Raw genomic sequence first — 24,731 nt, forward strand, 5'->3', positions numbered from 1 at the left:
GTTAATCGATTGAAAGGCCACGTTGACCCATGACCCAATGCGTTAACGTTTGGTTTCCACAAATTAGCTCGTGGTGAGAGATGAGCGCTAAACAGACCCAGCTTCGGCTGGGTTTTTTATTGCCTGTGATTTAGCTAAGAGTGTAGTTTGAGAAAGTGCCGTAATGCTGAAAGGAGCAAAAGCGAGATTCCCTATAACGCTCGTCCTTCGCTGTAGGGAATGACGACTATAGAGAGGTACCTGAATCGAAGTCGTTGGTCGTCATCTCAGAATCGATCTGAGCGAGATATCAGAGGTCTGTGTCTACCTGAAGTTATACCGCGTTATCTAACATGCAAGGTCAGCGCCTAGGGTGCGTTTAACTGGGTTTAATAACAAAGTAGTGCGGTTAGTTGGCAATTAAGGATTGGTATTGCTGTGGCTTATTGAGGGGCTGTCTACAAGGAGGTGAAGAGCGGCAGTCAGAACCGTTGTTTAAGGAACTCGATCAATATAACAGGCACAAAAAACGCCACCCTTGGGTAGCGTTTTTATTAAAGCAGATAAGTAATCAGAATTACTTAGTTACTTTAAGAACTGGAGTTTCACCAACAGTTACAGAACCAGAAAGCTTGTTCAGCTCTTTGATTTCGTCCATGTTAGAGATAACAACTGGAGTAAGCGTAGATTTCGCTTTCTCTTCTAGAAGCGCTAGGTCGAAAGTGATGATAGTGTCACCAGCTTTAACAGATTGACCTTCTTCAGCTACACGAGTGAAGCCTTCGCCTTTAAGTTCAACAGTATCGATACCGAAGTGAACGAAAAGCTCAACACCGTCGTCAGACTCGATAGAGAATGCGTGGTTAGTTTCGAAGATCTTACCGATAGTACCGTTAACTGGAGCTACCATTTTATCGCCAGCTGGTTTGATAGCGATGCCGTCACCAACGATTTTTTCAGCGAAAACTACATCTGGCACATCTTCGATGTTTACGATTTCACCAGAAAGAGGTGCGATGATTTCGATTGCACCAGCATCAGCGCTGTCATCAGATACAAGCTTTTTCAGTTTGTCAAACAGACCCATTGTGTCATGCTCCTAACGTTTAGTTTTATTCTGTAGAATATACTATACCAATCTAACAAATTAGACGACTATTTTTAGCCGTCTAATCTTATTAAGCTCTTGGCGATTACTGAGTTTTCTCAGCAATGAACTTTTCTACACAAGCTTCAATTTCTGCTGCTGTAGGTAGAGATAGTGCTTCATCTGCCATCGCTTTAACTTCAGCGAAGTTAGAGTTACGGATTACTTTCTTAACTTTAGGAATAGAGATACCGCTCATAGAGAACTCGTCTAGACCCATACCAAGAAGAAGTAATGTTGCACGTTCGTCACCAGCAAGCTCACCACACATACCAGTCCACTTACCTTCAGCGTGTGATGCGTCGATCACTTGCTTGATTACTGTAAGAACAGCAGGAGATAATGGGTTGTATAGATGAGAAATCATTTCGTTACCACGGTCTACCGCAAGAGTGTATTGCGTTAGGTCGTTAGTACCGATAGAGAAGAAAGACACTTCTTTCGCTAAGTGGTGTGCGATTGCAGCAGCTGCTGGAGTCTCAACCATTACGCCGATTTCGATTTCTTCATCAAAAGCTAGGCCTTCAGCGCGAAGTTCAACTTTGTACTCTTCGATTGCTTTTTTCAGTTCACGGATCTCTTCAACAGAAATGATCATTGGGAACATGATACGTAGTTTACCGTGTGCAGATGCACGTAGGATGCCACGCAGTTGGTCACGTAGGATTTCACGACGATCCAAGCTAATACGTACTGCACGCCAGCCTAGGAAAGGGTTCATCTCTTGTGGAAGGTCCATGTATGGTAGGTCTTTATCGCCACCGATATCCATAGTACGGATAATCACTGACTCGCCTTCCATTGCTTCAGCTACTTCTTTGTAAGCAACGTATTGCTCTTCTTCAGTAGGAAGCGCGTCACGGTCCATAAATAGGAACTCAGTACGGTACAGACCAACGCCTTCACCGCCATTACGCAGGATACCGTCACAGTCTTTTACTGTACCGATGTTGCCACAAACTTCTACACGGTGACCGTCTAGAGTTTCAGCATGCAAATCTTTTAGTTTTGCTAGTTCAACCGCTTCAGCTTCGAAATCTTCTTTGATTTTCTTAGCTTCTGCTAGCTCAGCTTCAGAAGGGTTGATGATGATTTTGTTGTTCATCGCGTCTAGCACAAGCATGTCGCCGTTCTTAACTTGCTTAGTGATATCGTTAGTACCAACGATAGCTGGAAGCTCAAGTGAACGTGCCATGATTGAAGTATGAGATGTACGACCGCCGATGTCACAAGCAAAACCAAGAACGTAATCTAGGTTGATTTGTGCAGTTTCAGATGGTGTTAGGTCGTAAGCAACTAGGATAACTTCTTCATTGATATCTGCTAGAGAAACAATGTTGATGCCTAGTGCATTTTTAACGAAACGAGTACCGATATCACGGATATCAGTCGCACGTTCTTTTAGGTACTCATCATCAAGTGACTCAAGTGCAACAGCTTGCTCTTCGATCACTGTGTAGATCGCGTTGTCTGCGTGCATTTTGTCTTTCTTGATGAGTGCTAAAATCTCTTCTTCTAGCTCTTCATCTTCAAGCAGCATGATATGGCCTTCAAAGATTGCTTCTTTTTCTTCGCCAAAAGTTTCAAGTGCTTTTTGCTTTACAACTTCAAGTTGTTGAGAAGATTTGTTACGAGCGTCAAAAAAACGCTGAACTTCTGCTTCAACTTGATCGTCTGAGATAGATTGAGTGTTTAGGACAATTTCATCTTCTTGAAGTAGTAGTGCTTTACCGAAAGCAATACCAGGAGATGCTAGGATGCCTGAAATCATAGCCTTACCTTAGTTGTTCAACTGTAAACGGGAGAATGTGTGACTTTAAGTCGTCGACTAATGTCGCGTTTATTGCTATCTATTTCGAACAAAGCCACTTTGCTATGCAAAATGGCTTTGAAAGAAGAAGACCGTATTAGTGTAGTTGATCCATAAGAGCAACTAGGTGGTCTACTGCTTGCTGAGCTTGAGGGCCTTCAGCAGAAATAGTAACGTTAGTACCTTTTACTAGGCCTAAAGTTTGTAGTTTGAACAGGCTTTTAGCGCTAGCGCTTTTGCCGTTAGAAGTCACTGTGATGTCAGCGTCGAAAGATTTTGCTTCTTTAACGAACTGTGCAGCTGGACGAGTGTGAAGGCCGTTTTCTGCTGTGATTTCTACTTGCTTCTCGTACATTTTATATACCCCAATTAATTTATTTTTTGTAAGTTTGTAACCAGATTAGCTTAACTGCTTTAGCCCAAATGCGCTAGAGGCTAGTACGCCATGTTCGTGTTAGAACTTAGACTGGTTATAAATTTTTATCCAGCCATGGTCATCTTTTATTGAGTACTCATGACTTTCAGAATTTGTTTATTGCTTCTTTTATTTTGAAGCGAAAAATAAAACAGACCCGATATTACCAAAGGTGGGGCAGGGATCAACAAAAAAGCCCCTAAACGGGGCTTTTTTGGACGAAAAATTGATTTGACCACATATTATTGTTGGTTCTCTTTTTCCGTAAAGATGCCAGCAAATAAGGCTGTACTTAGGTAACGTTCGCCTGAGCTTGGTAACACGGTAACAATGGTTTTTCCTTCAAATTCAGGTAGTTCCGCGATTCTGTTTGCCGCTACTACTGCTGCGCCAGATGAGATGCCCGCTAGAATACCTTCCTCTTTCATTAGGCGTTGAGCCATCTCAATCGCTTCTTCAGAAGTTACTGGCTCTACTCGGTCAATCAGGTCTAAATCTAGGTTACCAGGGATAAAACCGGCACCAATACCTTGGATTTTGTGTGGAGCGGGTTTGATTTCTTCGCCAGCAAGCGCTTGTGCAATCACTGGAGACTCTGCTGGTTCAACCGCGACTGAAGTGATTGCTTTACCTTTCTCGCCTTTGATATAGCGACTTGTACCTGTAAGCGTACCACCCGTACCCACGCCAGCGACAAAGACATCGATCTCACCGTCTGTTGCTTCCCAAATTTCAGGGCCTGTTGTCTTCTCGTGAATTTGTGGGTTAGCTGGGTTGTTGAATTGCTGAAGCAGCAGATACTTTTCTGGGTCTGAAGCGACAATTTCTTCTGCTTTAGCGATTGCGCCATTCATGCCTTTTGGCGCTTCAGTCAGTACTAAGTTTGCGCCTAACGCCTTAAGTAACTTACGACGTTCAAGGCTCATTGATTCAGGCATCGTTAGCGTTAGCTTGTAACCGCGAGCAGCTGCTACGAATGCAAGAGCAACACCTGTGTTACCACTTGTAGGTTCAACAAGTTCAATACCTGGTTTTAGAGTACCTGCTTTTTCTGCTTCCCAGATCATGTTTGAACCGATACGACACTTCACGCTGAAGCTTGGGTTACGAGCTTCAATTTTAGCTAGGACATTGCCTTTGCTTACTTTATTAAGGCGAACTAGAGGCGTGTTACCAATCGTTAGTGTGTTGTCTTCGTAGATCTTGCTCATGCGATATTCCTTCATTTAATGACAGAACTAAACGTAGTATATCAATCACTTTACCGTCTAGTGTCTTTCGATGTTTGTTTAGCTTGAATTTAGATTAAACAACTTGAAAAAAAGGTAAAAGGATTAAAAAGTTATATCATATAGATATGTCGCAGAATTCACGCCTATCTTTATGGAAATAAGAACTTCAAAAAAGATAGGCGCAGTTATTAAAAATTGAGGGAGTTTATAGGCGAGAACGTAGCGCTTGGTTTTTAAACTCAGCAACCCACATCGCAGTAGCGCCGCAGACGGCAACCGGCATAACGATGAGGTTTAGAATTGGAATCGTTGTGAACACAGAAACAAGCGCTCCGAAGCTGTAGGTCTTGCCTTGTTTTTGTTTCAAATTGTTTCTCATGTCATCAAATTTGATTTTATGGTTATCAAATGGGTAATCAGCGTATTGAATCGCTAACATCCATGCTGTAAAGATAAACCATAAAAACGGTGCAACGGTTTGTCCTAGCGCTGGAATTAACAAAAGTAGGAATAAACCGATCGCTTTTGGCAGAACGTAGACAAGTTTGCGCCATTCTCTCGCTAATATACGTGGAGTGTCTTTGAGAACATCGAGTAAACCATCATCATTGACTTTTTTGCCACTGAGCAACTCTTCTACCTTTTCTGCAAGCAAACCATTGAAGGGCGCGGCAATGAAGTTAGCAAGTGTGCTAAAGAAATACGAAAATGTTGCCAATACGGTTAATACTAAGAGTGGCCATAAAATATATGACAACCAAGACAAAAAGCTTGGCAGTGCTCCAATCCAGCCTTCTATCCAAGTGTTCAGATTGGAGAAAATATAAAATAGAGCACCACCAACGAGTAACACGTTAGCGATGAGAGGAAGTAGTACAAACTTACGAATACTCGGCGACAAAGCGATCTTTATTCCGAAAATAAAGTAGCCAAAGCCAGAGCGGGGAACAGATTCAATAGTCATATTTAAATTAGGTCACATGTGAATTTGGTTAAATAGCAAACATCCCTAGTGTACTCGACCGAAATTAAGAAAAAAAGCGTGGCGAAAATCACACCATGTAAGGAACTAATTGTATTAAGTTGTTCTAAAACAGTGGCTACTTTTGATAGAGTAGTGAAATTGGCCAAATTAACCCAACTTAGTGACAGCGTCTTTATAGCTAGTTGACTAAGAAAGCTGAGAGCGAAAAATGCAGGAATTGCGATTTGTACTCATTATTGTTGGCGCATTAGCTATCGCCGCATTATTGTTTCACGGTCTGTGGACGAGTAAAAAAGAAGGAAAAGCAAAGTTTGGTGATAAGCCGCTTGGTAAGCTTGATAACGATAGCTTAGATGACGCAGAAACTATCCCAAACCGTTCATTCGCCCCAGAAGATGATTTTGAGATAATCCGAAAAGAGCGTAAAGAGCCGGATTTTGCGGTTTCGCCATCTGCGACGGATCCTCTGATTGACTCAGATCCGTTAACCGCGCCACAAACAAAAGAAGTGCACGAAGATGGTATAGAATTGAGTGATCTTCCTTCTTTCAGTGTTGAAGACCCAATCAAGGTAGAAGAACCTAAAGAGCTTGAAGAAGTGGTTGAACATGAAGTTCCAAGCTTTGATTTGACTGATGAGCAGAGAGAAAATCACGCTGGCTTCCGAGAACAATATGGTTCTTTTGATGACAAGTCAGACGAGGTGATTGATGGACCTTTAACTCAAAGCGAGCGCTTGACGCCGAATGAGCCGTTCATTACAACAGAAGCCGTTGTGACACAAAGTGCTGCGCCTGTTGAAGAAGTTAAGCAAGATGAAGAGTTAGGTCTGGAAGTGATTGTTCTTAATGTTCATTGCGCTGGAGAGATTCCATTTGTTGGTACTGAACTTTTCCGTAGTATGGAGAGTAACGGCTTAGCCTATGGTGAGATGTCTATCTATCACTGTTTTGCGCAATCTAGTGCCAAGCCCAAAGTTATTTTCAGTGTTGCGAACATGATGCAACCAGGAACTCTAGAACACGACGATCCTGCTGACTTTACCACAAAAGGTATTTCGTTCTTTATGACGCTGCCTTGTTATGGCCAAGCTGATCAAAATTTCAACGTTATGCTCAGTGCAGCTCAGAAAATTGCCGACGACATGGGCGGTAACGTATTAGATGAGTCACGTAACTTAATGACACCAAACCGCTTGTCTGACTACCGTAAACAAATCAGAGACTTTATGACGGCTTCCAATGCCTAGCCTCATTGTTTAGCCTTGTAAATAATCTATATTTATAGAAAAGGGCTCCTAAGGGAGCCCTTTTTGATATTTCAATCACGACAGAGAATGATATGAAAGAATCGATTCAAGTTACCTTAGAGCAGTTAAGAGAAACTCTGCACTATCATGCCGTTCGTTATTACGTAGAAGATAGCCCTGAGATCCCTGATGTCGAATACGATCGCTTAATGCAGCAGTTGCTCAAGATTGAGGAAGAGAACCCGGAGCTAGTGACGGTAGATTCTCCGAGCCAGCGTGTTGGTGGCCAGCCTTTAGAGGGCTTCACGCAAGTGACTCATGAGATACCAATGCTTTCTTTGGACAATGCTTTCTCTGATGAAGATTTGGATGCGTTTAATAAGCGTATGTCTGATAGAGCGCCAACGGCAAACCTCAAGACTTTCTGTTGTGAGCCTAAACTTGATGGTTTAGCGGTGAGCTTACTCTATGTAAATGGCTCTTTAGTTCAAGCTGCAACTCGTGGTGATGGCGCAACAGGTGAAAACATTACCGAAAACGTGCGTACGATCAGTTCTATTCCGCTTAAGTTGCAAGGTGAAGGTTGGCCTGAGCGCATTGAAGTTCGCGGTGAAGTGTTTATGCCAAAAGCAGGCTTCAACAAACTGAATGAACTGGCGTTGAAAAAAGGCGAGAAAGTCTTTGTTAACCCTCGTAATGCCGCCGCAGGTAGTCTACGTCAGCTTGATTCTCGTATTACGGCAAAGCGACCATTAGCTTTTTACGCGTACAGTGTCGGTGTTGTGCAAGGTGCTGAGCTCTCTACTAGTCACTACCAACGTTTTATACAGCTTAAAGGCTGGGGTTTACCAATGTGCCCAGAGACCAAGCAGCTAACTTCACTCGATGATGTGAAAGCGTATTACCAAGATATTATGTCTCGTCGTGATACTCTGGCCTATGAGATTGATGGGGTGGTGATTAAGGTCGATGACATTGCCGCACAAGAAACTTTAGGCTTTGTTGCACGAGCACCTCGTTGGGCTATTGCTTACAAGTTCCCAGCTCAAGAAGAGATTACTTTACTTAACGATGTTGAGTTTCAGGTTGGTCGTACTGGCGCGATTACGCCAGTGGCTAAACTAGAACCTATCTTTGTTGGTGGTGTGACGGTAAGTAATGCCACGCTTCACAATGCTGATGAGATTGCTCGTTTAGGCGTGAAGGTGGGCGACAGCGTTATCATTCGCCGTGCTGGTGACGTTATTCCACAAATAGTGGCTGTTGTACAAGACCGTCGTCCTGATACTGCTACAGACATTGTTTTCCCTGATACTTGTCCTGTATGTAACTCTACTGTTGAGCGCGTAGAAGGTGAGGCGGTAGCGCGTTGTACTGGCGGTTTGGTGTGTCAGGCACAGCGTAAGGAAGCGCTTAAGCACTTTGTCTCTAGAAAAGCACTTGATGTTGATGGTCTTGGTGTAAAAGTAATTGAGCAGCTTGTGGATCGTGAAATGGTAGAAACTCCAGCTGACTTATTTAAGCTCAGTGCGGGTGTGATTACGGTACTTGATAGAATGGGGCCTAAGTCAGCTCAGAACGTGGTGAGTGCTCTTAACAAAGCTAAAGACACAACACTGGCACGTTTCCTTTACTCACTAGGTATTCGTGAAGTGGGTGAAGCGACAGCAATGAACTTAGCGCAACACTTCAAGACTCTCGATTTAGTTCAAACAGCAACACATGAACAATTGGTTGAAGTGTCAGATATTGGCGACATTGTTGCTAGTCATATCACAAGCTTCTTCTCACAAGAGAAAAATAGGGCCGTAATCGAGCAGTTGCTAGAGCTCGGTGTTAACTGGCCTGCAATTGAAGCTGTTGCGGATGACCAAGATCTACCATTAGAAGGTAAAGTCGTTGTGTTAACAGGTTCATTGTCCCAATTAGGTCGAAGTGAAGCTAAAGCTGCGCTACAAGCATTAGGTGCGAAAGTGACGGGTAGCGTATCGAAGAAAACCGACATATTATTTGCTGGCGAAGCGGCAGGTTCTAAATTAACCAAAGCACAAGATTTAGGTATCGAAATAAGAACAGAAGATGATCTAATAGCCCTCATTTCGTAAGTAAATACAGATAAAAAAAGCTCAAAGGCACTCCTTTCTCTGGAGTGCTTTTTTTGTGTCCGCTATAAAAATTAAGGCTTTTTAATTGCTGAGAATTTTGTGTCTATACGAACTATAAAATCAGGACAGTGATGACGCTCAATATTAATGAAATGCTATTCTAGTTGTAGAATATTTGCGAGTCATATCAATTTTATGAAATCTAATTTTATTTTAAGTTATTGTTTTTATTTTAGTTTTGTGTGTTGTTTTGTGGTTTTTTAAAATTAGCGAGCGAGATCACTAAGTACCCAGTAAATTTGCACTAACTCATATTTTTTTAGATGAAAATTAAGTTCTCATTGATCTTTTTGAGGGCGAAGTTAGTCTTAATGCCATGGATGCACACGATGTGTATAACCAGAAAGGAAATAGAGAATTCAGAGTTTAGGGTTCTCAAACAAGAAAAGGTATTTCTCTCTACGGCGGCCAACTTTAGGCGGGGAATATTCAAACAGCTATATCCATTTTTAGGAGTTTTATTCCATGGAAAACAAATTTTTCAAACGTACTCTACTAGGTGCAACGGTTGCACTTTTATCGACAGGCGTAATGGCGAAAGAAGTTGGTATCAACTCTGACTTCAACGTTGACGTATACGGTGTTGCAGCTATCTCTCTAGTGAACTACAACACAACAGACAACAATGACTCTAGCTCAGGTTACGCTGTAGAGAATGAATCTCGTATCGGCTTTCGTGCACACAAAGAGATGTTTGATGACGTATTAATCACAATGCAGATTGAATCTGGTTACGTAGATAGCACAGACTGGTCTCATGGTGGTGTTTCAGGCGGTGTGCTTGGTTTCCGTGATACGTTCGTTGGTGCTTCTGGCTCTTGGGGTAACCTACGTGTGGGGCGTGTTCTTACGCCACTATACGAAATCGTCGATTGGCCATTCTCTAACCCTGGTCTAGGCTCAGTATTCGATTGGGGCGGCATCAACGGTCACTACGATCGTCAATCTAACCAAGTACGTTACGACTCAGCTAAATTTGGTGGTTTCTCTTTTGCAGCTTCTGTTGGTCGTGATGATAACGACAATGGTGGCGGTGCAGCGACTCGTGATGCGAACTTCGTTGGCGCAAGTGCTAAGTACAGCTTTGAAAAAATCACATTCATGGGTGCGGTTGAATCTGGTACACGTGTAGTTGCTGCTACTGGTGGAGATTGGTCTTTCGACGAAAATGGTCAGCCAGAGCAAGCTCCTGAAGTAGCTGGCTACGATGATGATACATTCGCATACATCGTTGGTTTTGAAGCTAGCCTACCTGCAGGTTTCGGCTTTGCAGCAGCATTCAAAGGCGAAGAGCTAGATAACGGTATCCGTAAGCAAACTCAAGATTCTTACTCTATTATTGGTCAATACTGGAATGGTCCAATCGGTTTCAAACTTGGTTATGCAGCGAACTTAGAATCTGAGCTTAACGGTAGCAAAGAAGCTAACACAGATAGCAACACTATCTCTGGTCAGCTAATGGCTGTTCACAATGGTTTCGTACCTTACCTACGTGTAGCGGGTCGTACTGTTGGTGACGCTGATACAGATATCGTAACTCGCGTTGGTCTTGAATACGGTTTCTAAGCTAAAGTTATCAGCTTAAAAATAGTTAGATAAAAATCAAAACGCTGGTAAATTATTTTGCCAGCGTTTTTCCATAGTGAACATAAGGAATTAGTCATAATGAATAAAGTTAGCGTAGTTGTATTATCATTATTTTTGGGAGCTTGTAGTTCACTTGATTCAAAAAGTAATTTTTCAGATTCAGTAGCAGATGTACAGCCTAAAGGTGGTTACATTCAAGTGACTGGACAATCTTACGTGGCGGAAAGTAAAGCGAACGTCGGTGCTGATATCCTGAAATCGTCACTCTACTTTACATACAACAAAGAAATAACACAGAGCTCGGCTCCAGAATCTTCAATTATCATGGATGTGAGTTACTTCCAGAGCTATAAAGAATACGAAACGGTGAGATTTTTTGGTAAAACGCTTGAGCTAGAAGATAGACAACTTCCAAGAGAAAGTTGCAGCGAACACTGCACAAAGACTCAATATATTAAATTTCCATTGAGCGAAGCTGACATCCAGCAAGCAAGAGAAAAGAATTTAGAATTTACACTTGATGGACAAAACTCAGTAATGAGTACAACTTTCATTGTGCCGAAAGCGTATATCGACACAATTTATAATGGTGCAAATAATCATACTGCGATCGCGGTTGCCCCAGTCGCGGTACCTGTAGCAGCGGTTGTTGCTGAAGAACCAAAAGCTTCACAAGCTCAAGAGATGGTTAACTACTGGTATGGGCAAGCGACAAAAGAAGAGCAGTCTGCAGTGACAGATTGGGCATTCAAAAATCGTAAGAACGCTTCTCCAGCATCAATTGAAGGCTCAAAAGAAATCGAGATGGTTTCATACTGGTTCAACAAGCTAGACAGCGAAGAAAAGTCTCAAACTATGATTTGGTTGTTAGAGCAAGAGTAAGCTTCCAACGTAAGTCTCTAACTATGTTTTTCAACCGCAGTATTGTATAACAGCAGTACTGCGGTTTTTCATTTTAGATATTACAGGTAATACAGTGAATATTGGTGAAGTAGCGAAACGTGTTGGCACAACAGCGAAGTCCATTCGTTTTTACGAAAGTAAAGGCATGATGAGCCCACCGCACCGTTCAGAAAATGGGTACAGGCAATACGGCGAGATTCACATCGAACAGTTAGAGTTTGTACTGAGAGCTAAAATGGTTGGGTTTACTCTCGGTGAGTGTAAGTCACTTGTCGAGTTGGCAATGAATCCCAACAGACAAAGCTACGAAGTAAAGAAAAAGGCCACTCAGAAGTTAGATGAAATAGAGTTGAAGCTTGTGGAGTTAAATAAGATGAAAGCTCAGTTGCAATCTTGGGTACATGATTGCCCAGGAGATGCTTCAACGGAATGCCCAATCCTAAACAATCTATCAGGTCGCAGTTAGCCGGTTTCAGTTATAAATAATCGTCAGGCTGCAATTACATCACTAGCCTGACTTAGTCTTCTATCACTGCACTTTTCCGCCGTAATGTTTACAGATCAGCAGTGGCACATGAGTGACCGCGTTTCCATCTGAACACTTAACAATAGGCCCCATATTGCCATTGCTTGGAGACTGACTGCTTGCTAAAGCGTTTCCAAATGATAGGCTGAAAATAGCTGTTAAAATTATTAAAAAATGTCTCATATGAACTCCATTATGTTTATCTCTAATCGAGATAAATGAAGTATGGACAAGGAAAAGAAAATTTCAAAAATTAGACAGACTTAACATTTTTATTAATTATAATTAAGCGAGTTTACGGCTTCCAATTCATATACATGTTGGTAAATAAACTAGGCTTTCTTATATCTTTTTAATCTTATTACGTAAATTAGCCTTACGAAATAAGAACTTATTTTTTATTTAGTTTGAACTATCACAATGATAATTCGAATATTATTGAGCCCTGAAAATCCCCTAAGCCTACACTTGTTCAAAATGCAGGCCTTATATTTCATTTGGCTATAAAGGTTCTATTATTAGAACAATTCCGTCTAAAGCGATGATCTTAATTTCGGTACCAGAAGGGATATCTTGACTCGCTCTTGCTGACCAAGAAGAGTCGCCTACCTTAATACGGCAATTCCCGCGCTGAATATCTTCTGTTAAACGAACCGTTTGACCTACCAGTTGTTTCTCTCTTTGGTTTAACTCTCGCCCTGCGTCTGATTCCTTGTCATTAGACAACTGCCTTCTCCACCACAGCCAAGTGGTAATAAGAGAGAAGCTCGCGAAGGACAACCATTGCATCTGCCAACCGATCGGTAGTGCGCCTAATAGGGCACCGACGAGCATGGCAGATATCCCTATCCATAAAAAGTAACCAGCGGTTCCAATCAGCTCAAGTGCTAGCAGTGCTAGACCAAACGCTAACCAATGCCAATGGTTTACTTGTTCTAGTAATTCGACCATAAGTTAGTCCTTACTACCCTTGTCATTCTTATGTGCAAACATCTCTGCGATACCTGCAACAGAACCCATTAGGCCAGTTGCTTCGAGTGGTAACATGATGATCTTACCGTTTTCAGCTTGGCCAATAGACTTCAATGCGTCGGTGTAACCTTGTGCTATAAAGTAATTAACTGCCTGCATGTCACCTTGAGCGATAGCTGTTGATACCATTTCTGTTGCTTTCGCTTCTGCTTCTGCAGCACGCTCACGCGCTTCTGCTTGCAGGATTGCTGCTTGCTTTTGACCTTCCGCTTTGAGGATCTCTGATTGTTTGTGGCCTTCTGCTTTTAAGATCTCAGCTTGTCGCACACCCTCTGCCTCTAAGATATCAGCACGTTTGTTACGTTCGGCTTTCATCTGAGCATTCATCGCGGCAGTAAGATCGGCTGGTGGTTGTACATCTTTAATCTCTATACGTGTAACCTTTACGCCCCAAGGATTTGTTGCTTCATCAACGATATTTAACAATTTGGTATTGATCATATCACGTTGGCTAAGCATCTCATCTAGCTCCATGGAACCAAGCACAGTACGGATATTAGTTAGGGTTAAGTTACGGATCGCATGCTCAAGATCATTGACTTCATAAGCTGCCTTTGGGGCATCTATGACTTGTACAAAGCACACCGCATCGATAACCACATTTGCGTTATCTTTGGAGATGACTTCTTGAGCCGGGATATCGAGAACTCGCTCCATCATACTGATGCGTTGTCCAACTTTATCGATAAATGGAATGATCAGATTTAATCCTGGCTTGAGTGTTTGTGTATAACGACCGAAGCGTTCTACAGTCCAGTTGTTGCCTTGCGGAACCGTTTTTACTCCAGCGAAAATGAACAGTATTGCGACGACAGTAAAGACGCCGATGGTAATTAATGTATCAATAGCCATACAAAATCCTTTGTAAGTTTAAGTTTTTGATAGTTCATTACTCATACTGGCTCATATTTAAAAATCGAGCAAATCTATAAATGAGAAATGGGCCATAAAACCTTGATTTTATGGCCCATTTAACGTTGTTCGATTCGTACGGTCTGCTGAGGGTTTGTTATCTATCGAGATAGGTATCAGCTAAACACTACGCTGTGATATGTGTGCTTTACTAATACAGTAGCGAGTACAGTTGACGACGGTATTTACTCGCAACTGCGTTACCTTGTCCTAATGCACTTAAGATATCCATGAACTCTTTCTTCATGTCACCATCGAGCGTATTGAGATCTTTAGCTAGGAATGACCAAAGTAGATCCATAGCTTCTTCGCTACGATTTACTTGGTGATATTGCAATGCCAATTCAGAAGCGGTCTTCGCATCGCCTGGATTTTGCTGTAAAGCCGCTTCTAATGCTTGGATTTCTGGGCTGTCAGCAGCTTGCTTGTGAAGTTCAAGCTTAGCGACTAAGCCTTTATAGTAGTTGTCTTGGTACTCGAGAGGGATAGTGGCAAGCTGAGTTTCAGCGAGTTCAAACTGTTGTGTCTCTAAAAGGCATTCAGCGATAGCCAGTTTTACTTCACCTTTGTTTGTTAACTCTGTTGGCAGTTGTTGCATTGCCGAGAGTGCTTGTGCGTGCTCACCGGCTTGCATTTGCTCTAGAGCTTGGCGCAAAGCGAGCTCATCTTGACTAGGTAAGTGCTTACTTAGCATTTCCACAATCGCTTCCACGCTTTGAGGACCACCTAATCCATCGACAGGTTGACCGTTAACAAACAGTGCGATGGTTGGCAGTGCTTGTACACCAAATTGGCTAGCAATGGCTTGCTCTTGCTCGCAATTCAATAGGGCTAAGGTGAAAGCGCCGTTGTATTGCTGAGTTAATGTTTGTAGTTCAGGAATGACTTGGGCGCTCTCTTGGCTCATTGGTGCCCAAAAATGGATGAGTACAGGAGTCTGCATCGAACCTTCTAATACTTGGCGAAAGTTCTGTTCATTAAGTTCAACAATATGCGGAGATTGCATTTACGTTCCTTGAGGGTTGTTTTATGGATACGTTGCAAATATGGGGGGATAAGTTGGTAACTTCAAGATCTAACTCTGTTATCTCAGATAAAAAGAGACAAATATAGAAAAACGCTATGCTTCTATGTTGGTAAAGTAGTTGTCTCTACATGGAAGGCATAGCGTTATCATAAAGGTAGTCAGTGAGGTGTTGCGTGAGATACTCAAAACAGAATAAACAACGTAATAGCCAAACCCACACCTACCCAATTAAGGCGGTTTAAAGTCATGAAGTTTCCAGAGTCTATTCATCAATCGGGAATAATTGATGAGATAGGGTAATCATGGCATCTTATTGTTACGGAAAAATTACATCGTTACATTAAAGTTTGCGACTATTGATACAAAGTTAGTAATTTATGCAGCTTTTCTCAAAATAGGGTCTAGCAAGCGACTTGGTAGAATTCTTTTCAATATCGCGAACACTTTAGTCGGGGTCGTAACTCGGTATCTTAGCTTGGGTTTATCGGCTGTGAGTGCATGAAATACTGGCCCAACGCAGCTTTCAGGCGGCAGAACAAACGCGTTGTTCGATGATTCTTTTTCGAGTCGGTCTTTTTGCTGTTGGTAAGCTTTTTGATGTGCACTACCTGAAATCGATATCCATTTGTTAAATGCTTTCAGGGCGTTGGTTCTAAATTGAGTCTCAATCGGACCAGGTTGCAGTAGAGAAATGTGGATACCACTGCCATGTAGCTCCAAGCGCAAGGTATCAGTCCATCCTTCAAGAGCGAACTTCGATGCATTATAAGCACCACGATATTTCATTGCTGCAAAGCCTAGCACAGAACTGTTTTGTACAATGCGCCCTTCACCACGCTCGCGCATGTGAGGAAGAATTTGACAAACTAAGTGATGCCAGCCAAAGAAGTTAGTTTCAAATTGCTCTCTAAGTCCTTGGATTGGTAAGTCCTCTAGTGCGCCAGCTTGGCCATAAGCCCCATTATTGAAGAGGCCGTATAATCCGTTCGGAGACAGTTCTAATGCTCGTTTTGCGCCTTGCTCGATGCTTTCCTGGTTGGAAAGATCCAGTTGGATACATGTGAGCCCTTCGTCTTGAAGACGTTTTACATCTTGTGGATCACGACAAGATGCGATGACATTAAAGCCGCGCTTTTGAAGTGCATGAGCACATGTGTAGCCAATACCCGTTGAGCAACCGGTAATAAGAATTGACTTGTTCACACTTAATCCTTAATTAGAGTTTCTATTGTTCTAGGGTAAAGAATTAGTCTTGATGTTGTAACAAGTTTTTCAGAGCAGGTTCGATTCTTGAATAACTAAAAATGAACCCCATCTCAGTGAGCTTCTTTGGCTTAGAGCGAATGCTGTCGAATAATAGACAAGAAGACTCACCCATGAGTAGCGACATTGCCCATTTAGGAGTGAAAAGGATATGCGGGCGTCGTAATTGCTTGGCTAATGTCCTACTAAAGTGTTTGTTGGTGACGGGATGAGGGGCACACAGATTGAATTCTCCTTGAGCGTGAGGGATCGACAATAAGTGGTTTATGGCCCGAACCATATCAAGCATGTGAATCCATGGCATGTACTGTTTCCCCGAGCCGAGAGGCCCACCAACTCCCAGTTTGTAGGGCGTCAGCATTTTCTTTAATGCACCGCCATTTTCGCCAAGAACAATGCCCGTGCGCAGCAAAACAACGCGCGTTTTGTCAGATTGAGCTCGTTTGGCGATTTCTTCCCAATGAGCACAAACTTCATGAGGAAAGCTTTCATCTTCCACTTCTAATGTTTCATCAAACGGCTTTTGTTGTTGATCACCATAGTAGCCGACGGCTGAGCCGCTGATAAAAGCTTCAGGCGGGTTGCTACTGGCATGAACTAATTCGACCAGTTTTTCCGTAATGTGCCAGCGACTGTTACAAATCCTGTCTTTTTGCTCTGAACTCCAGCGCTTGTCAGCGATAGGCTCACCTGCAAGATTAACCACCACATCGAAGTCATTGAGATCGCTTAGTTCATCCAGAGATTGAATGTAATGAAGATTATTCTGATTAAGGTGGTTTAGGCTTTGCTTTGCTTTTTCTGGGCTCCGCGTCAGTAATGTCACGTCATCAGTGTTCCAAGTCTTGATCAATTCTGAGCCAATAAATCCAGTACCACCAGTTAACAATATCTTCATACCAATCTCCCTATTAAACATAATTATAGACATGGCTTGTTTTTAATAGCCAACCAATACGAAAAAATAACTATAACGATCAGTTGGTTTCAATCGTGTGATAGTGAAATTACGACCGCAATAAACAGGTACCTGAATTTAAATTTTGATGATGGACTATGTACCTTTATCACACTTATGAACTTTACTCAGATAGGTTACCAACTGCGTAATATTTGTCACACAAGCAATGATAAGGATTTGCCATGATTATTAGTAATTGATAACCGAACATAATCGCAAACAAAAGGAGTCACGATGACAGCAGTGCTTGCTTTGTTTCGAGCGATGTTAGGCAGTCTGAGAGATTTGTTACCGATTGTCGCGGTGATTGCTTTTTTTCAACTCGCGGTCCTCCAAGAGCCGCTTCCACATCTCTTTTCTATCCTTATTGGTTTGCTGCTGGTGGTTTTGGGTCTCACTTTCTTCATATTTGGACTCGAAATGGGACTTTTCCCGATTGGTGAATCGATGGCTCAAGCATTTGCTCGTAAGGGGAGCGTGTTCTGGTTATTGACCTTTTCTTTTTGTTTGGGGGTTGGCACGACTATCGCTGAACCTGCATTAACTGCGGTAGCAGCCGAGGCGGCCGAAGTCGCGGCTGAGGGAGGGGTAATCCCTAACTCTTTAGATGAAATGGAACACTACGCGAATGGCTTACGATTCACTGTGGCGTTGTCAGTTGGTATCGCTATTTTACTCGGCGTATTGCGAATCCTAAAAGGCTGGCCAATTCAATACATGATTATTGGTGGTTATATTGGTGTCGTGGTGCTAACTGCATTTGCTCCTGAGAACATCATAGGCATTGCGTATGACTCTGGAGGGGTGACAACATCAACCATCACGGTTCCATTGGTTACAGCATTAGGGGTTGGTTTAGCTTCGGCAATCAAGGGACGTAATCCGATGATTGATGGGTTTGGTTTGATTGCTTTTGCTTCCTTGCTACCGATGATGTTTGTGATGGTTTATGGAATGGTGGTGACATGATGAGCTTTCAGCAATTTTTGGATACCTTTCTTGGTACCGTGACTGATGTCATTCCAATTGGGGTCATTATTTTTGGCTTTCAGTTAGTGGTGCTGCGTAAACCTGTGACTAATTTAGCCAAAGTATTGCTAGGTTTTTTCTACGTCATTTTAGGGTTATCTTTGTTTTTGATGGGACTAGAGTTGGCCCTGTTTCCTCTAGGGGAAACGATGGCGATGCAGTTGACCGAGCCAAACTTTTTATCGGAATTTAAGATCAGCTCAGGACATGGGTTGGTGTGGTTTGACTATTATTGGGTTTATCTGTTTGCATTTTTTATTGGCTTTAGTACCACTATTGCCGAACCTTCTTTGATTGCCGTCGCGATTAAAGCGAATCAAGTTTCTGGTGGCAGCATTAGTATCAACGGGTTAAGAATTGCGGTTGCACTCGGTGTTGCTATTGGTATATCTCTTGGGAGCTATCGTATCGTTGCAGGCGACCCTATACATTACTACATTATTTTCGGCTATGTCATCGTCGTGATTCAGACCCTTTATGCCCCCAAATTAATCATCCCTCTCGCATACGATTCTGGCGGTGTAACCACATCAACGGTGACGGTACCCTTGGTGACCGCGCTAGGATTAGGACTTGCTTCAACCGTACCTGGACGTAATCCAGTGATCGATGGTTTCGGCTTGATTGCATTTGCCAGCTTATTTCCAATTATTTCGGTTATGGGTTATGCCCAAATAACTCATTGGTTAAACCGTATATACACCTCTAAGGAGAGTAAAGATGCGCTTTAAACTGATCTTAGCGTTTGTAGAAGAGAGCAAGACAGACATCGTACTTGACGCCGCGCGTGATGCTGGAGCAACCGGGGCGACGGTGATTAACAATGCCAGAGGGCAAGGTTTAAACCAGAAACGTACCTTTTTTGGTTTGACGTTAGAGGTTCAAAAAGACGTGCTGCTGTTTGTCGTCGAGGAGCATCTAGCAAGGCATATTCTCGAAAGAATTAGTGAAGTGGGGGAGTTTGACCAAGAATCGGGACAGGGTATTGCGGTACAGATAGATGTCGAAGATGCCGTAGGGGTTGCGCATCAAGTAGAGAAGCTAACCAAGGTTGTGGAGGATGAACTATGAGTAGCAGCGAAAAAATCCGAGTAAGTGATGTGATGGCCAATACTTATGTGATTATCGATGGGTTAACCACCGTGTTAGAAGCGATTGAGATGGCAAGAGACCACAAGGTAAAAGCGATTATCGTTGACAAGCGTCATGAGGATGATGAATACGGCATTGTACTAATGAACGATATTGCTAAGAAAGTGCTTGCTAAGAACCGCTCTCCAAAGCGTACAAATGTTTATGAGATCATGACAAAACCAGCCTTAAGCGTATCGGCAGATATGAACGTTAAGTATTGTGCTCGTTTGTTTGAGCGCTTTGGTATCAGCCGTGCTCCGGTGGTCTGTGATAATAAGATAGTCGGTATGGTTAGTTACAATAATATCGTGATCAATGGTATGGCGAGAGATGACGTTTAACCTTTCAATACGTACAATAGACACATAATTTTTATGGAGAAGTATGTGTGAAATTATTTTTTACTTCCGATCTACACGGATCGCTACCAGCTACTGAAAAGGCATTAGAACTTTATCAAGCGTCTGGTGCGCAATATTTAGTTCTATTGGGTGATATTCTGAATCATGGTCCAAGAAACCCGATTCCTGAGGGATATAATCCGCCTGCGGTCGCAGAAAAGTTAAATGCGTTTTCAGAAGAGATTATCGCCGTTCGCGGTAATTGCGATAGCGAAGTGGATCAGATGTTGCTGTCTTTCCCGATGATGATGGATTATTCATGGGTACTGTTAGAGTCTGGCGCGCGTATCTTCTTAACTCATGGTCACCTTTATAACACCAACAAGCGACCTGTATTAAAAGCGGGTGATGTAATTGCGCACGGGCATACTCACATCCCTGTTGCAGAATACCAAGATGGTGTATTTATCTTCAATCCAAGCTCAGTCACGTTTCCAAGAGATGGTCATGCCGCTAGCTATGGCATCTATGAAAACAACACATTTCAAGTGATTAGCCTCGAAGGCGACTTGCTTGTGAGTGGCAATCTATAAACTGGTCGTCGTGAGTAAACCGATCAGAGACTTATGAATACTACAGTCGCCGATTGAGGAGAGTCGTTGATTTGAGTGCCTCAGTTAATTAAAAACAACAGTTAATTGAGGCTAAATAGCTAAACCCTTCTGGAACGCTTATTTTGAGTCTACGTGGCCAAGATCTTTATCTGGAGCAATGATGTTTCGAACTCTTTGCTTCAGTACTTTAGCTTCAGGAAAGCCTCCATCTGCTTTTCTTTCCCAAATTTGCACGCCATTACAAAAGATTTCGAACCTGCCTCCTGTGCCTGGGTTCAAACTCACTTGCTCTATTTCTTCACTGAAAGTATGCAGTAATTCTTGGCACAACCAACTAGAGCGAAGCATCCAATTACATTGACGACAATAGTGTATGGATATAGATGCTTTAGTGATTGATGATGCTTTGTCTGAGCTTGTATTCATTGGACGTCCTTTAAGTATGAGTAAATCCTGATACCAACATCATGACTTCAATGAGAATACAGATGCTACAGGTAATAAAAAAAGGAGCATCATGCCCCTTTTTCTATTGGTATACCGTTTAAGGTTGCACAGCAATGGGTATGAGGTAGGAGCTATTCGACCTTAGTTTGAAAACAATACTGTAGAACCGTGATTCAAACTAGTGAGTAACAGCGTTTTCGTGTTCACAATATCAATTCGACGGCTCTGTTCTGCATCCATCTTGATAACCTGAGTGATTAGGTTTAGCTGCTCTTCAGAGAAATCTTGGCGCTGGGCCGAAGTCACATCCTTAAACTCAGTAGGAGAGACAAGTAAGTAGTTGTCATTGATATCCCATTGACCCGTCTCTGAAATGTTGATCACATTCGCCGGTGCAGTTTGTGTGCTATATAGCCTAACTATCGACATTCTTAAGTAAGTGCCATTAGGTAAGTATTTTGCGTTGGAAGATAGTTCAACCTTACGAAGTGGGCCAATCGAGTCAGCTTGTTTGTTGTCAGTGATCAGAGTCACCATTTTTGACTGCCACTCGTGCTGAGTAAGTAGTCGCTCGACTTTTGCATCACTTCCCCAATACAACCAACCACTTAGGAATGCAGAAAGGACCAGTAAAATAATGGATACTTTTAATTTCATATTACTGATTACCTTTACAAATGTCGTTTAAATCCGCCTGGTTAGCGTAAATTCTAAGGGTTACATTTTCACTCGAATATTCTTGAGGGTGAATATAGTTAAGAGCAAGATTATTGGTTTGACCGCCTGTCGCAATCACTTCAGCTGGCTTTAGCATTCCTGTGTGATTGGTATTGTAATGCAACACACATTTTTCTATGGCTGGTAGCCAACTGGATAGATCAGGGTGATTGATTGGTGATTGTACTTTCACGCCGTCAACCTCAGCTAACGTGCGAAACTCTGATTCTGCAGGATTAGTAAACGTCAAAACCAGAATAGGCATGATGAAAGCTGCAAGCAGTAACGAAAACGTTAGCCATTTATTGTTGTTGGTCGAAGCTAAAACGGGCGTTATGGTTGGCTCGACCTCAACTTTTGTCTCTTGAATTTTCGTGATTGGTGTTAGTTCTATGGTTTCAGATGCGATATCTTCGGTCGTCGTAGTATGTGCAAATGTCAAGATTGGTTCGACGTCATTTTCTGCAATTTCAGTCATCATTGACTGGTCACTTGATGAAAGTGGTGCAGAACGCTCAACAGTGGCAATAAATTGGTAACCCCGTTTTGGAACGGTCTTAACGAACTCTGGAGATTTGGTCGAGTCTTTCAGCATCTTTCTCAGTGTCGATACTGCTTGCGTTAAGCTTGAGTCATCGACCTCAAAGCCTTGGTCTCGCCAAACATATTCGTGCAATTCATTGCGAGTGATAACTTCATTGGGCCTTTCTGACAGCATTAGGAGAATGCGGCTTTCATTGCTACCAAGACGTACTACTTCGCCGTCGCTCATTTGGTCAACAAGTGAATTGCTATTTGGATCGAATACGAACCGCTGTGCGAGAATAAACTTTGTGCCGATATTGCTCATTGAATTCTTCTATTTTTGGATGATTTTGGGTGCGAAATAGACAAATTAGAGGTGAAGTTCGTCTGATTCTTCACCAAATTATGGCTTCTTTTATGTTCTTTTATATTTATCAGGCTCAAGGATAATAAAAACAGATCAAAAAAACAGTGTTTTTATGATTTTTGACCTTGAATTTACAATTGTCATCCTCATGTTAATGAACATATGAGAGGTATTCAATATAACGCCCCTGTATTTGTTCAACATAAAGTATAGATGTTTTGGAGTAAAAATGAGCGAAACGGCAACGCAAAATAAAGAGACTCGTGGCTTTCAATCTGAAGTAAAACAGCTACTTCATCTGATGATTCACTCACTGTATTCAAACAAAGAAATTTTCCTACGAGAGTTGATTTCTAACGCATCTGACGCGGCTGACAAGCTTCGTTTTCAAGCGCTATCGAATGGTGACCTCTACCAAGGTGACGCGGATCTAGGTGTTAAACTGTCGTTTAATGCGGAAGCAAATACTTTAACGATTTCTGACAACGGTATCGGCATGAGCCGCGACAACGTTATTGAGCATTTAGGTACGATCGCGAAGTCAGGCACTGCAGACTTTTTCTCAAAGTTGTCTGAAGATCAGAGCAAAGACTCTCAGCTGATCGGTCAATTTGGTGTTGGTTTTTATTCTGCATTTATCGTGGCAGACGCAGTAACTGTTCGCACTCGTGCAGCGGGCCTAGCGAGCAATGAAGCCGTTCAATGGCACTCTGCAGGTGAAGGTGATTACACCATTGAAGACATCACTAAAGAGTCTCGCGGTACCGACATCATTCTTCATATGCGTGAAGACGGCAAAGAGTTCTTAAATGAATGGCGTTTGCGTGAAGTGATCGGTAAATACTCTGACCACATCGGTATCCCGGTTTCTATCTTAACAGCCGTTAAAGATGACGAAGGTAAAGATACCGAGGAGGAGCATTGGGAACAGATCAATAAAGCGCAAGCACTTTGGACCCGCAACAAATCTGATATCGAGAAAGAAGAATACCAAGAGTTCTACAAACATGTATCTCACGACTTTGCTGATCCATTAACATGGAGCCACAACAAAGTTGAAGGTAAGAACGACTACACAAGCTTGCTTTACATCCCAGCGAAAGCTCCTTGGGATATGATGAACCGTGACCATAAGAGTGGCTTGAAACTCTACGTGCAGCGTGTATTCATTATGGATGATGCTGAACAATTCATGCCATCTTACATGCGTTTCGTTCGTGGTTTAATTGACTCAAATGATCTGCCTCTCAACGTGTCTCGTGAAATTCTCCAAGACAACAAGGTAACTCAATCTCTACGTGGTGCATGTACTAAACGTGTTCTAACGATGCTTGAGCGTATGGCAAAGAATGATAACGATAAGTACCTAGAGTTTTGGAAAGAGTTTGGCCTAGTGATGAAAGAAGGCCCAGCGGAAGACATGGCTAACAAAGAGAAGATCGCTGGTCTACTTCGTTTCTCATCTACGGAAGTAGACTCTGCAGAGCAAACCATCAGCCTTGCTTCTTATGTTGAGCGCATGAAAGAAGGCCAAGACAAGATTTACTATCTAACTGCTGATAGCTACGCAGCCGCTAAGAACAGCCCTCACTTAGAGCAGTTTAAAGCCAAAGGCATTGAAGTGGTTCTAATGTACGATCGCATTGACGAGTACGTGATGAACTACCTAACGGACTTCGACGGTAAGCAGTTCCAGTCAATCACTAAAGCTGGCTTAGATCTAAGCAAGTTTGAAGGTGAAGAAGAGAAAGAGAAGCAAAAAGAGACAGAAGAAGAGTTCAAATCTGTTGTCGAACGCACTCAAGCTTACCTTGGCAATCGTGTTAAAGAAGTTCGTACTACTTTCAAGCTAGCAACAACGCCAGCAGTCGTTGTCACTGACGACTTCGAAATGGGTACGCAAATGGCTAAACTTCTTGAAGCTGCTGGCCAAGCGGCACCTGAAGTTAAGTACATTTTTGAGATTAACCCTGAGCATGCTCTGGTTAAACAAATGGCAGATGAAGCGGACGAGCAAGCGTTCGGTCGTTGGGTTGAGTTACTCCTTGGCCAGGCTATGCTAGCTGAAAAAGGCTCAATGGAAGATCCGTCACAATTCTTGGGTGCAATCAACGAGCTACTAACAAAGCGCTAGTCTTTCGACTTTGGGCTAATCCAATAATTGTAATAAAAAGCTCGCAAATGCGAGCTTTTTTTATGAACGTCGTTGAAAATTCGGTAAATGTGGCCAACGCCACCGTTATCGTTACCACAAATGTTGTCGATGCATTCTTTAGTCGTAAATTCAGCCAAATTGAATATTAATGTGATAGAATGCTCGACCTAATCAGCTGGGACTAGGAACCTATCGTTCCCAGTTGTATG

The 24,731-nt window shown here is 42.5% G+C and carries 24 protein-coding genes; 11 read left to right on the plus strand and 13 right to left on the minus strand.

Going from position 1 to position 24,731, the window contains the following annotated elements; all coding sequences use genetic code 11:
• Positions 1-556: 556 nt before the first annotated feature.
• The 5 genes from crr to cysZ form a co-directional block, all read right to left on the minus strand.
• The gene (crr, locus tag L8S15_RS05825; RefSeq protein WP_004737851.1) at positions 557-1,066 is read right to left on the minus strand and encodes a PTS glucose transporter subunit IIA; all 510 of its coding nucleotides are present in this window, start codon (positions 1,064-1,066) and stop codon (positions 557-559) included.
• 106 nt (positions 1,067-1,172) lie between these two features.
• Positions 1,173-2,897: a phosphoenolpyruvate-protein phosphotransferase PtsI gene (gene ptsI / locus L8S15_RS05830; RefSeq protein WP_010436632.1), complete on the minus strand. Its 1,725-nt coding sequence runs from the start codon at positions 2,895-2,897 to the stop codon at positions 1,173-1,175.
• Between the two features lie 136 nt (positions 2,898-3,033).
• Complete coding sequence (locus L8S15_RS05835; RefSeq protein ID WP_004734263.1) at positions 3,034-3,291, minus strand: HPr family phosphocarrier protein; 258 nt, start codon at positions 3,289-3,291, stop codon at positions 3,034-3,036.
• A 302-nt stretch (positions 3,292-3,593) separates the two neighbouring features.
• Positions 3,594-4,562 (minus strand): cysteine synthase A, encoded by a 969-nt coding sequence (cysK, locus tag L8S15_RS05840; RefSeq protein ID WP_010436636.1) that lies wholly within the window; start codon positions 4,560-4,562, stop codon positions 3,594-3,596.
• A 226-nt stretch (positions 4,563-4,788) separates the two neighbouring features.
• Complete coding sequence (cysZ, locus tag L8S15_RS05845) at positions 4,789-5,547, minus strand: sulfate transporter CysZ (protein WP_010436637.1); 759 nt, start codon at positions 5,545-5,547, stop codon at positions 4,789-4,791.
• 229 nt (positions 5,548-5,776) lie between these two features.
• On the opposite strand from cysZ, the gene zipA reads away from it, so the two are divergent.
• The 5 genes from zipA to cueR all read left to right on the plus strand — a co-directional run bounded on the left by zipA (position 5,777) and on the right by cueR (position 11,938).
• Positions 5,777-6,817 (plus strand): cell division protein ZipA, encoded by a 1,041-nt coding sequence (gene zipA / locus L8S15_RS05850; RefSeq protein WP_010436639.1) that lies wholly within the window; start codon positions 5,777-5,779, stop codon positions 6,815-6,817.
• 92 nt (positions 6,818-6,909) lie between these two features.
• Complete coding sequence (gene ligA, locus L8S15_RS05855; protein ID WP_280572073.1) at positions 6,910-8,922, plus strand: NAD-dependent DNA ligase LigA; 2,013 nt, start codon at positions 6,910-6,912, stop codon at positions 8,920-8,922.
• Between the two features lie 525 nt (positions 8,923-9,447).
• Entirely contained in the window at positions 9,448-10,548 is a 1,101-nt protein-coding gene (locus L8S15_RS05860) for a porin (RefSeq protein WP_016789596.1), read from the plus strand.
• 99 nt (positions 10,549-10,647) lie between these two features.
• Positions 10,648-11,451 (plus strand): DUF2057 family protein, encoded by an 804-nt coding sequence (locus L8S15_RS05865; protein WP_016793821.1) that lies wholly within the window; start codon positions 10,648-10,650, stop codon positions 11,449-11,451.
• A gap of 94 nt (positions 11,452-11,545) precedes the next feature.
• Positions 11,546-11,938, plus strand: a complete 393-nt coding sequence (cueR, locus tag L8S15_RS05870; RefSeq protein ID WP_016789598.1) for a Cu(I)-responsive transcriptional regulator — start codon at positions 11,546-11,548, stop codon at positions 11,936-11,938.
• A 561-nt stretch (positions 11,939-12,499) separates the two neighbouring features.
• Here the strand turns inward: cueR and L8S15_RS05875 are convergent.
• The 5 genes from L8S15_RS05875 to L8S15_RS05895 all read right to left on the minus strand — a co-directional run bounded on the left by L8S15_RS05875 (position 12,500) and on the right by L8S15_RS05895 (position 17,130).
• On the minus strand, positions 12,500-12,949 hold the full coding sequence (locus L8S15_RS05875) for an NfeD family protein (RefSeq protein WP_016799217.1): 450 nt from the start codon (positions 12,947-12,949) through the stop codon (positions 12,500-12,502).
• Between the two features lie 3 nt (positions 12,950-12,952).
• Positions 12,953-13,882, minus strand: coding sequence for an SPFH domain-containing protein (locus L8S15_RS05880; protein ID WP_010436654.1), 930 nt, complete (start codon positions 13,880-13,882; stop codon positions 12,953-12,955).
• Positions 13,883-14,093: 211 nt separating this feature from the next.
• Positions 14,094-14,948: a co-chaperone YbbN gene (locus L8S15_RS05885; protein ID WP_016791229.1), complete on the minus strand. Its 855-nt coding sequence runs from the start codon at positions 14,946-14,948 to the stop codon at positions 14,094-14,096.
• A 396-nt stretch (positions 14,949-15,344) separates the two neighbouring features.
• Positions 15,345-16,172: an SDR family oxidoreductase gene (locus L8S15_RS05890; protein WP_016767474.1), complete on the minus strand. Its 828-nt coding sequence runs from the start codon at positions 16,170-16,172 to the stop codon at positions 15,345-15,347.
• A gap of 43 nt (positions 16,173-16,215) precedes the next feature.
• Positions 16,216-17,130 (minus strand): TIGR01777 family oxidoreductase, encoded by a 915-nt coding sequence (locus L8S15_RS05895; RefSeq protein WP_010436662.1) that lies wholly within the window; start codon positions 17,128-17,130, stop codon positions 16,216-16,218.
• A 297-nt stretch (positions 17,131-17,427) separates the two neighbouring features.
• On the opposite strand from L8S15_RS05895, the gene L8S15_RS05900 reads away from it, so the two are divergent.
• Genes L8S15_RS05900 through yfcE form a run of 5 tightly spaced genes read left to right on the plus strand, consistent with a single transcriptional unit; the run spans position 17,428 to position 20,290 of the window.
• Positions 17,428-18,162 (plus strand): DUF1538 domain-containing protein, encoded by a 735-nt coding sequence (locus L8S15_RS05900; protein WP_280572074.1) that lies wholly within the window; start codon positions 17,428-17,430, stop codon positions 18,160-18,162.
• The gene (locus L8S15_RS05905; protein ID WP_010436686.1) at positions 18,159-18,953 is read left to right on the plus strand and encodes a DUF1538 domain-containing protein; all 795 of its coding nucleotides are present in this window, start codon (positions 18,159-18,161) and stop codon (positions 18,951-18,953) included. Before L8S15_RS05900 ends, L8S15_RS05905 begins: the two co-directional genes overlap by 4 nt.
• The gene (locus tag L8S15_RS05910) at positions 18,943-19,293 is read left to right on the plus strand and encodes a P-II family nitrogen regulator (protein WP_010436689.1); all 351 of its coding nucleotides are present in this window, start codon (positions 18,943-18,945) and stop codon (positions 19,291-19,293) included. The genes L8S15_RS05905 and L8S15_RS05910 overlap by 11 nt, the downstream gene beginning before the upstream one ends.
• A complete protein-coding gene (locus tag L8S15_RS05915) occupies positions 19,290-19,697 on the plus strand; it encodes a CBS domain-containing protein (RefSeq protein ID WP_010436692.1) in 408 nt (135 codons plus the stop codon). Before L8S15_RS05910 ends, L8S15_RS05915 begins: the two co-directional genes overlap by 4 nt.
• Positions 19,698-19,744: 47 nt before the next feature.
• On the plus strand, positions 19,745-20,290 hold the full coding sequence (gene yfcE, locus L8S15_RS05920; RefSeq protein WP_010436695.1) for a phosphodiesterase: 546 nt from the start codon (positions 19,745-19,747) through the stop codon (positions 20,288-20,290).
• Positions 20,291-20,428: 138 nt separating this feature from the next.
• Here yfcE and L8S15_RS05925 read toward each other — a convergent pair whose 3' ends face one another.
• From L8S15_RS05925 to L8S15_RS05935, 3 genes are all read right to left on the minus strand, one after another.
• On the minus strand, positions 20,429-20,737 hold the full coding sequence (locus L8S15_RS05925) for a SelT/SelW/SelH family protein (RefSeq protein ID WP_010436699.1): 309 nt from the start codon (positions 20,735-20,737) through the stop codon (positions 20,429-20,431).
• 162 nt (positions 20,738-20,899) lie between these two features.
• Entirely contained in the window at positions 20,900-21,415 is a 516-nt protein-coding gene (locus L8S15_RS05930) for a regulatory protein ToxS (RefSeq protein WP_010436702.1), read from the minus strand.
• A gap of 1 nt (position 21,416) precedes the next feature.
• Positions 21,417-22,325 carry a transcriptional regulator gene (locus L8S15_RS05935; RefSeq protein ID WP_010436705.1) on the minus strand — a complete coding sequence of 303 codons (909 nt, stop codon included), beginning with the start codon at positions 22,323-22,325 and terminating at the stop codon, positions 21,417-21,419.
• 271 nt (positions 22,326-22,596) lie between these two features.
• Here L8S15_RS05935 and htpG point away from each other — a divergent pair, with 271 nt between their 5' ends.
• Positions 22,597-24,501 carry a molecular chaperone HtpG gene (gene htpG / locus L8S15_RS05940; protein ID WP_010436709.1) on the plus strand — a complete coding sequence of 635 codons (1,905 nt, stop codon included), beginning with the start codon at positions 22,597-22,599 and terminating at the stop codon, positions 24,499-24,501.
• The last annotated feature ends 230 nt before the right edge of the window (positions 24,502-24,731 follow it).

Origin of the sequence: Vibrio sp. S/42/10, from assembly GCF_029890535.1 — a bacterium.
In the GTDB taxonomy this organism is placed as follows: Bacteria; Pseudomonadota; Gammaproteobacteria; order Enterobacterales; family Vibrionaceae; genus Vibrio; species Vibrio cyclitrophicus.

Bases quoted from the DNA above. Each gene is read 5' to 3' on its own strand.
- L8S15_RS05900 (WP_280572074.1), top strand. From the start codon at position 17,428: ATGACAGCAGTGCTTGCTTTGTTTCGAGCGATGTTAGGCAGTCTGAGA.
- cysZ (WP_010436637.1), bottom strand. From the start codon at position 5,547: ATGACTATTGAATCTGTTCCCCGCTCTGGCTTTGGCTACTTTATTTTC.
- L8S15_RS05935 (WP_010436705.1), bottom strand. From the start codon at position 22,325: ATGAGCAATATCGGCACAAAGTTTATTCTCGCACAGCGGTTCGTATTC.
- crr (WP_004737851.1), bottom strand. From the start codon at position 1,066: ATGGGTCTGTTTGACAAACTGAAAAAGCTTGTATCTGATGACAGCGCT.
- L8S15_RS05910 (WP_010436689.1), top strand. From the start codon at position 18,943: ATGCGCTTTAAACTGATCTTAGCGTTTGTAGAAGAGAGCAAGACAGAC.
- L8S15_RS05915 (WP_010436692.1), top strand. From the start codon at position 19,290: ATGAGTAGCAGCGAAAAAATCCGAGTAAGTGATGTGATGGCCAATACT.
- L8S15_RS05885 (WP_016791229.1), bottom strand. From the start codon at position 14,948: ATGCAATCTCCGCATATTGTTGAACTTAATGAACAGAACTTTCGCCAA.
- ligA (WP_280572073.1), top strand. From the start codon at position 6,910: ATGAAAGAATCGATTCAAGTTACCTTAGAGCAGTTAAGAGAAACTCTG.
- L8S15_RS05895 (WP_010436662.1), bottom strand. From the start codon at position 17,130: ATGAAGATATTGTTAACTGGTGGTACTGGATTTATTGGCTCAGAATTG.
- L8S15_RS05875 (WP_016799217.1), bottom strand. From the start codon at position 12,949: ATGGTCGAATTACTAGAACAAGTAAACCATTGGCATTGGTTAGCGTTT.
- L8S15_RS05925 (WP_010436699.1), bottom strand. From the start codon at position 20,737: ATGAATACAAGCTCAGACAAAGCATCATCAATCACTAAAGCATCTATA.
- cysK (WP_010436636.1), bottom strand. From the start codon at position 4,562: ATGAGCAAGATCTACGAAGACAACACACTAACGATTGGTAACACGCCT.
- L8S15_RS05880 (WP_010436654.1), bottom strand. From the start codon at position 13,882: ATGGCTATTGATACATTAATTACCATCGGCGTCTTTACTGTCGTCGCA.
- L8S15_RS05930 (WP_010436702.1), bottom strand. From the start codon at position 21,415: ATGAAATTAAAAGTATCCATTATTTTACTGGTCCTTTCTGCATTCCTA.
- htpG (WP_010436709.1), top strand. From the start codon at position 22,597: ATGAGCGAAACGGCAACGCAAAATAAAGAGACTCGTGGCTTTCAATCT.
- L8S15_RS05835 (WP_004734263.1), bottom strand. From the start codon at position 3,291: ATGTACGAGAAGCAAGTAGAAATCACAGCAGAAAACGGCCTTCACACT.
- ptsI (WP_010436632.1), bottom strand. From the start codon at position 2,897: ATGATTTCAGGCATCCTAGCATCTCCTGGTATTGCTTTCGGTAAAGCA.
- L8S15_RS05905 (WP_010436686.1), top strand. From the start codon at position 18,159: ATGATGAGCTTTCAGCAATTTTTGGATACCTTTCTTGGTACCGTGACT.
- zipA (WP_010436639.1), top strand. From the start codon at position 5,777: ATGCAGGAATTGCGATTTGTACTCATTATTGTTGGCGCATTAGCTATC.
- L8S15_RS05865 (WP_016793821.1), top strand. From the start codon at position 10,648: ATGAATAAAGTTAGCGTAGTTGTATTATCATTATTTTTGGGAGCTTGT.
- L8S15_RS05860 (WP_016789596.1), top strand. From the start codon at position 9,448: ATGGAAAACAAATTTTTCAAACGTACTCTACTAGGTGCAACGGTTGCA.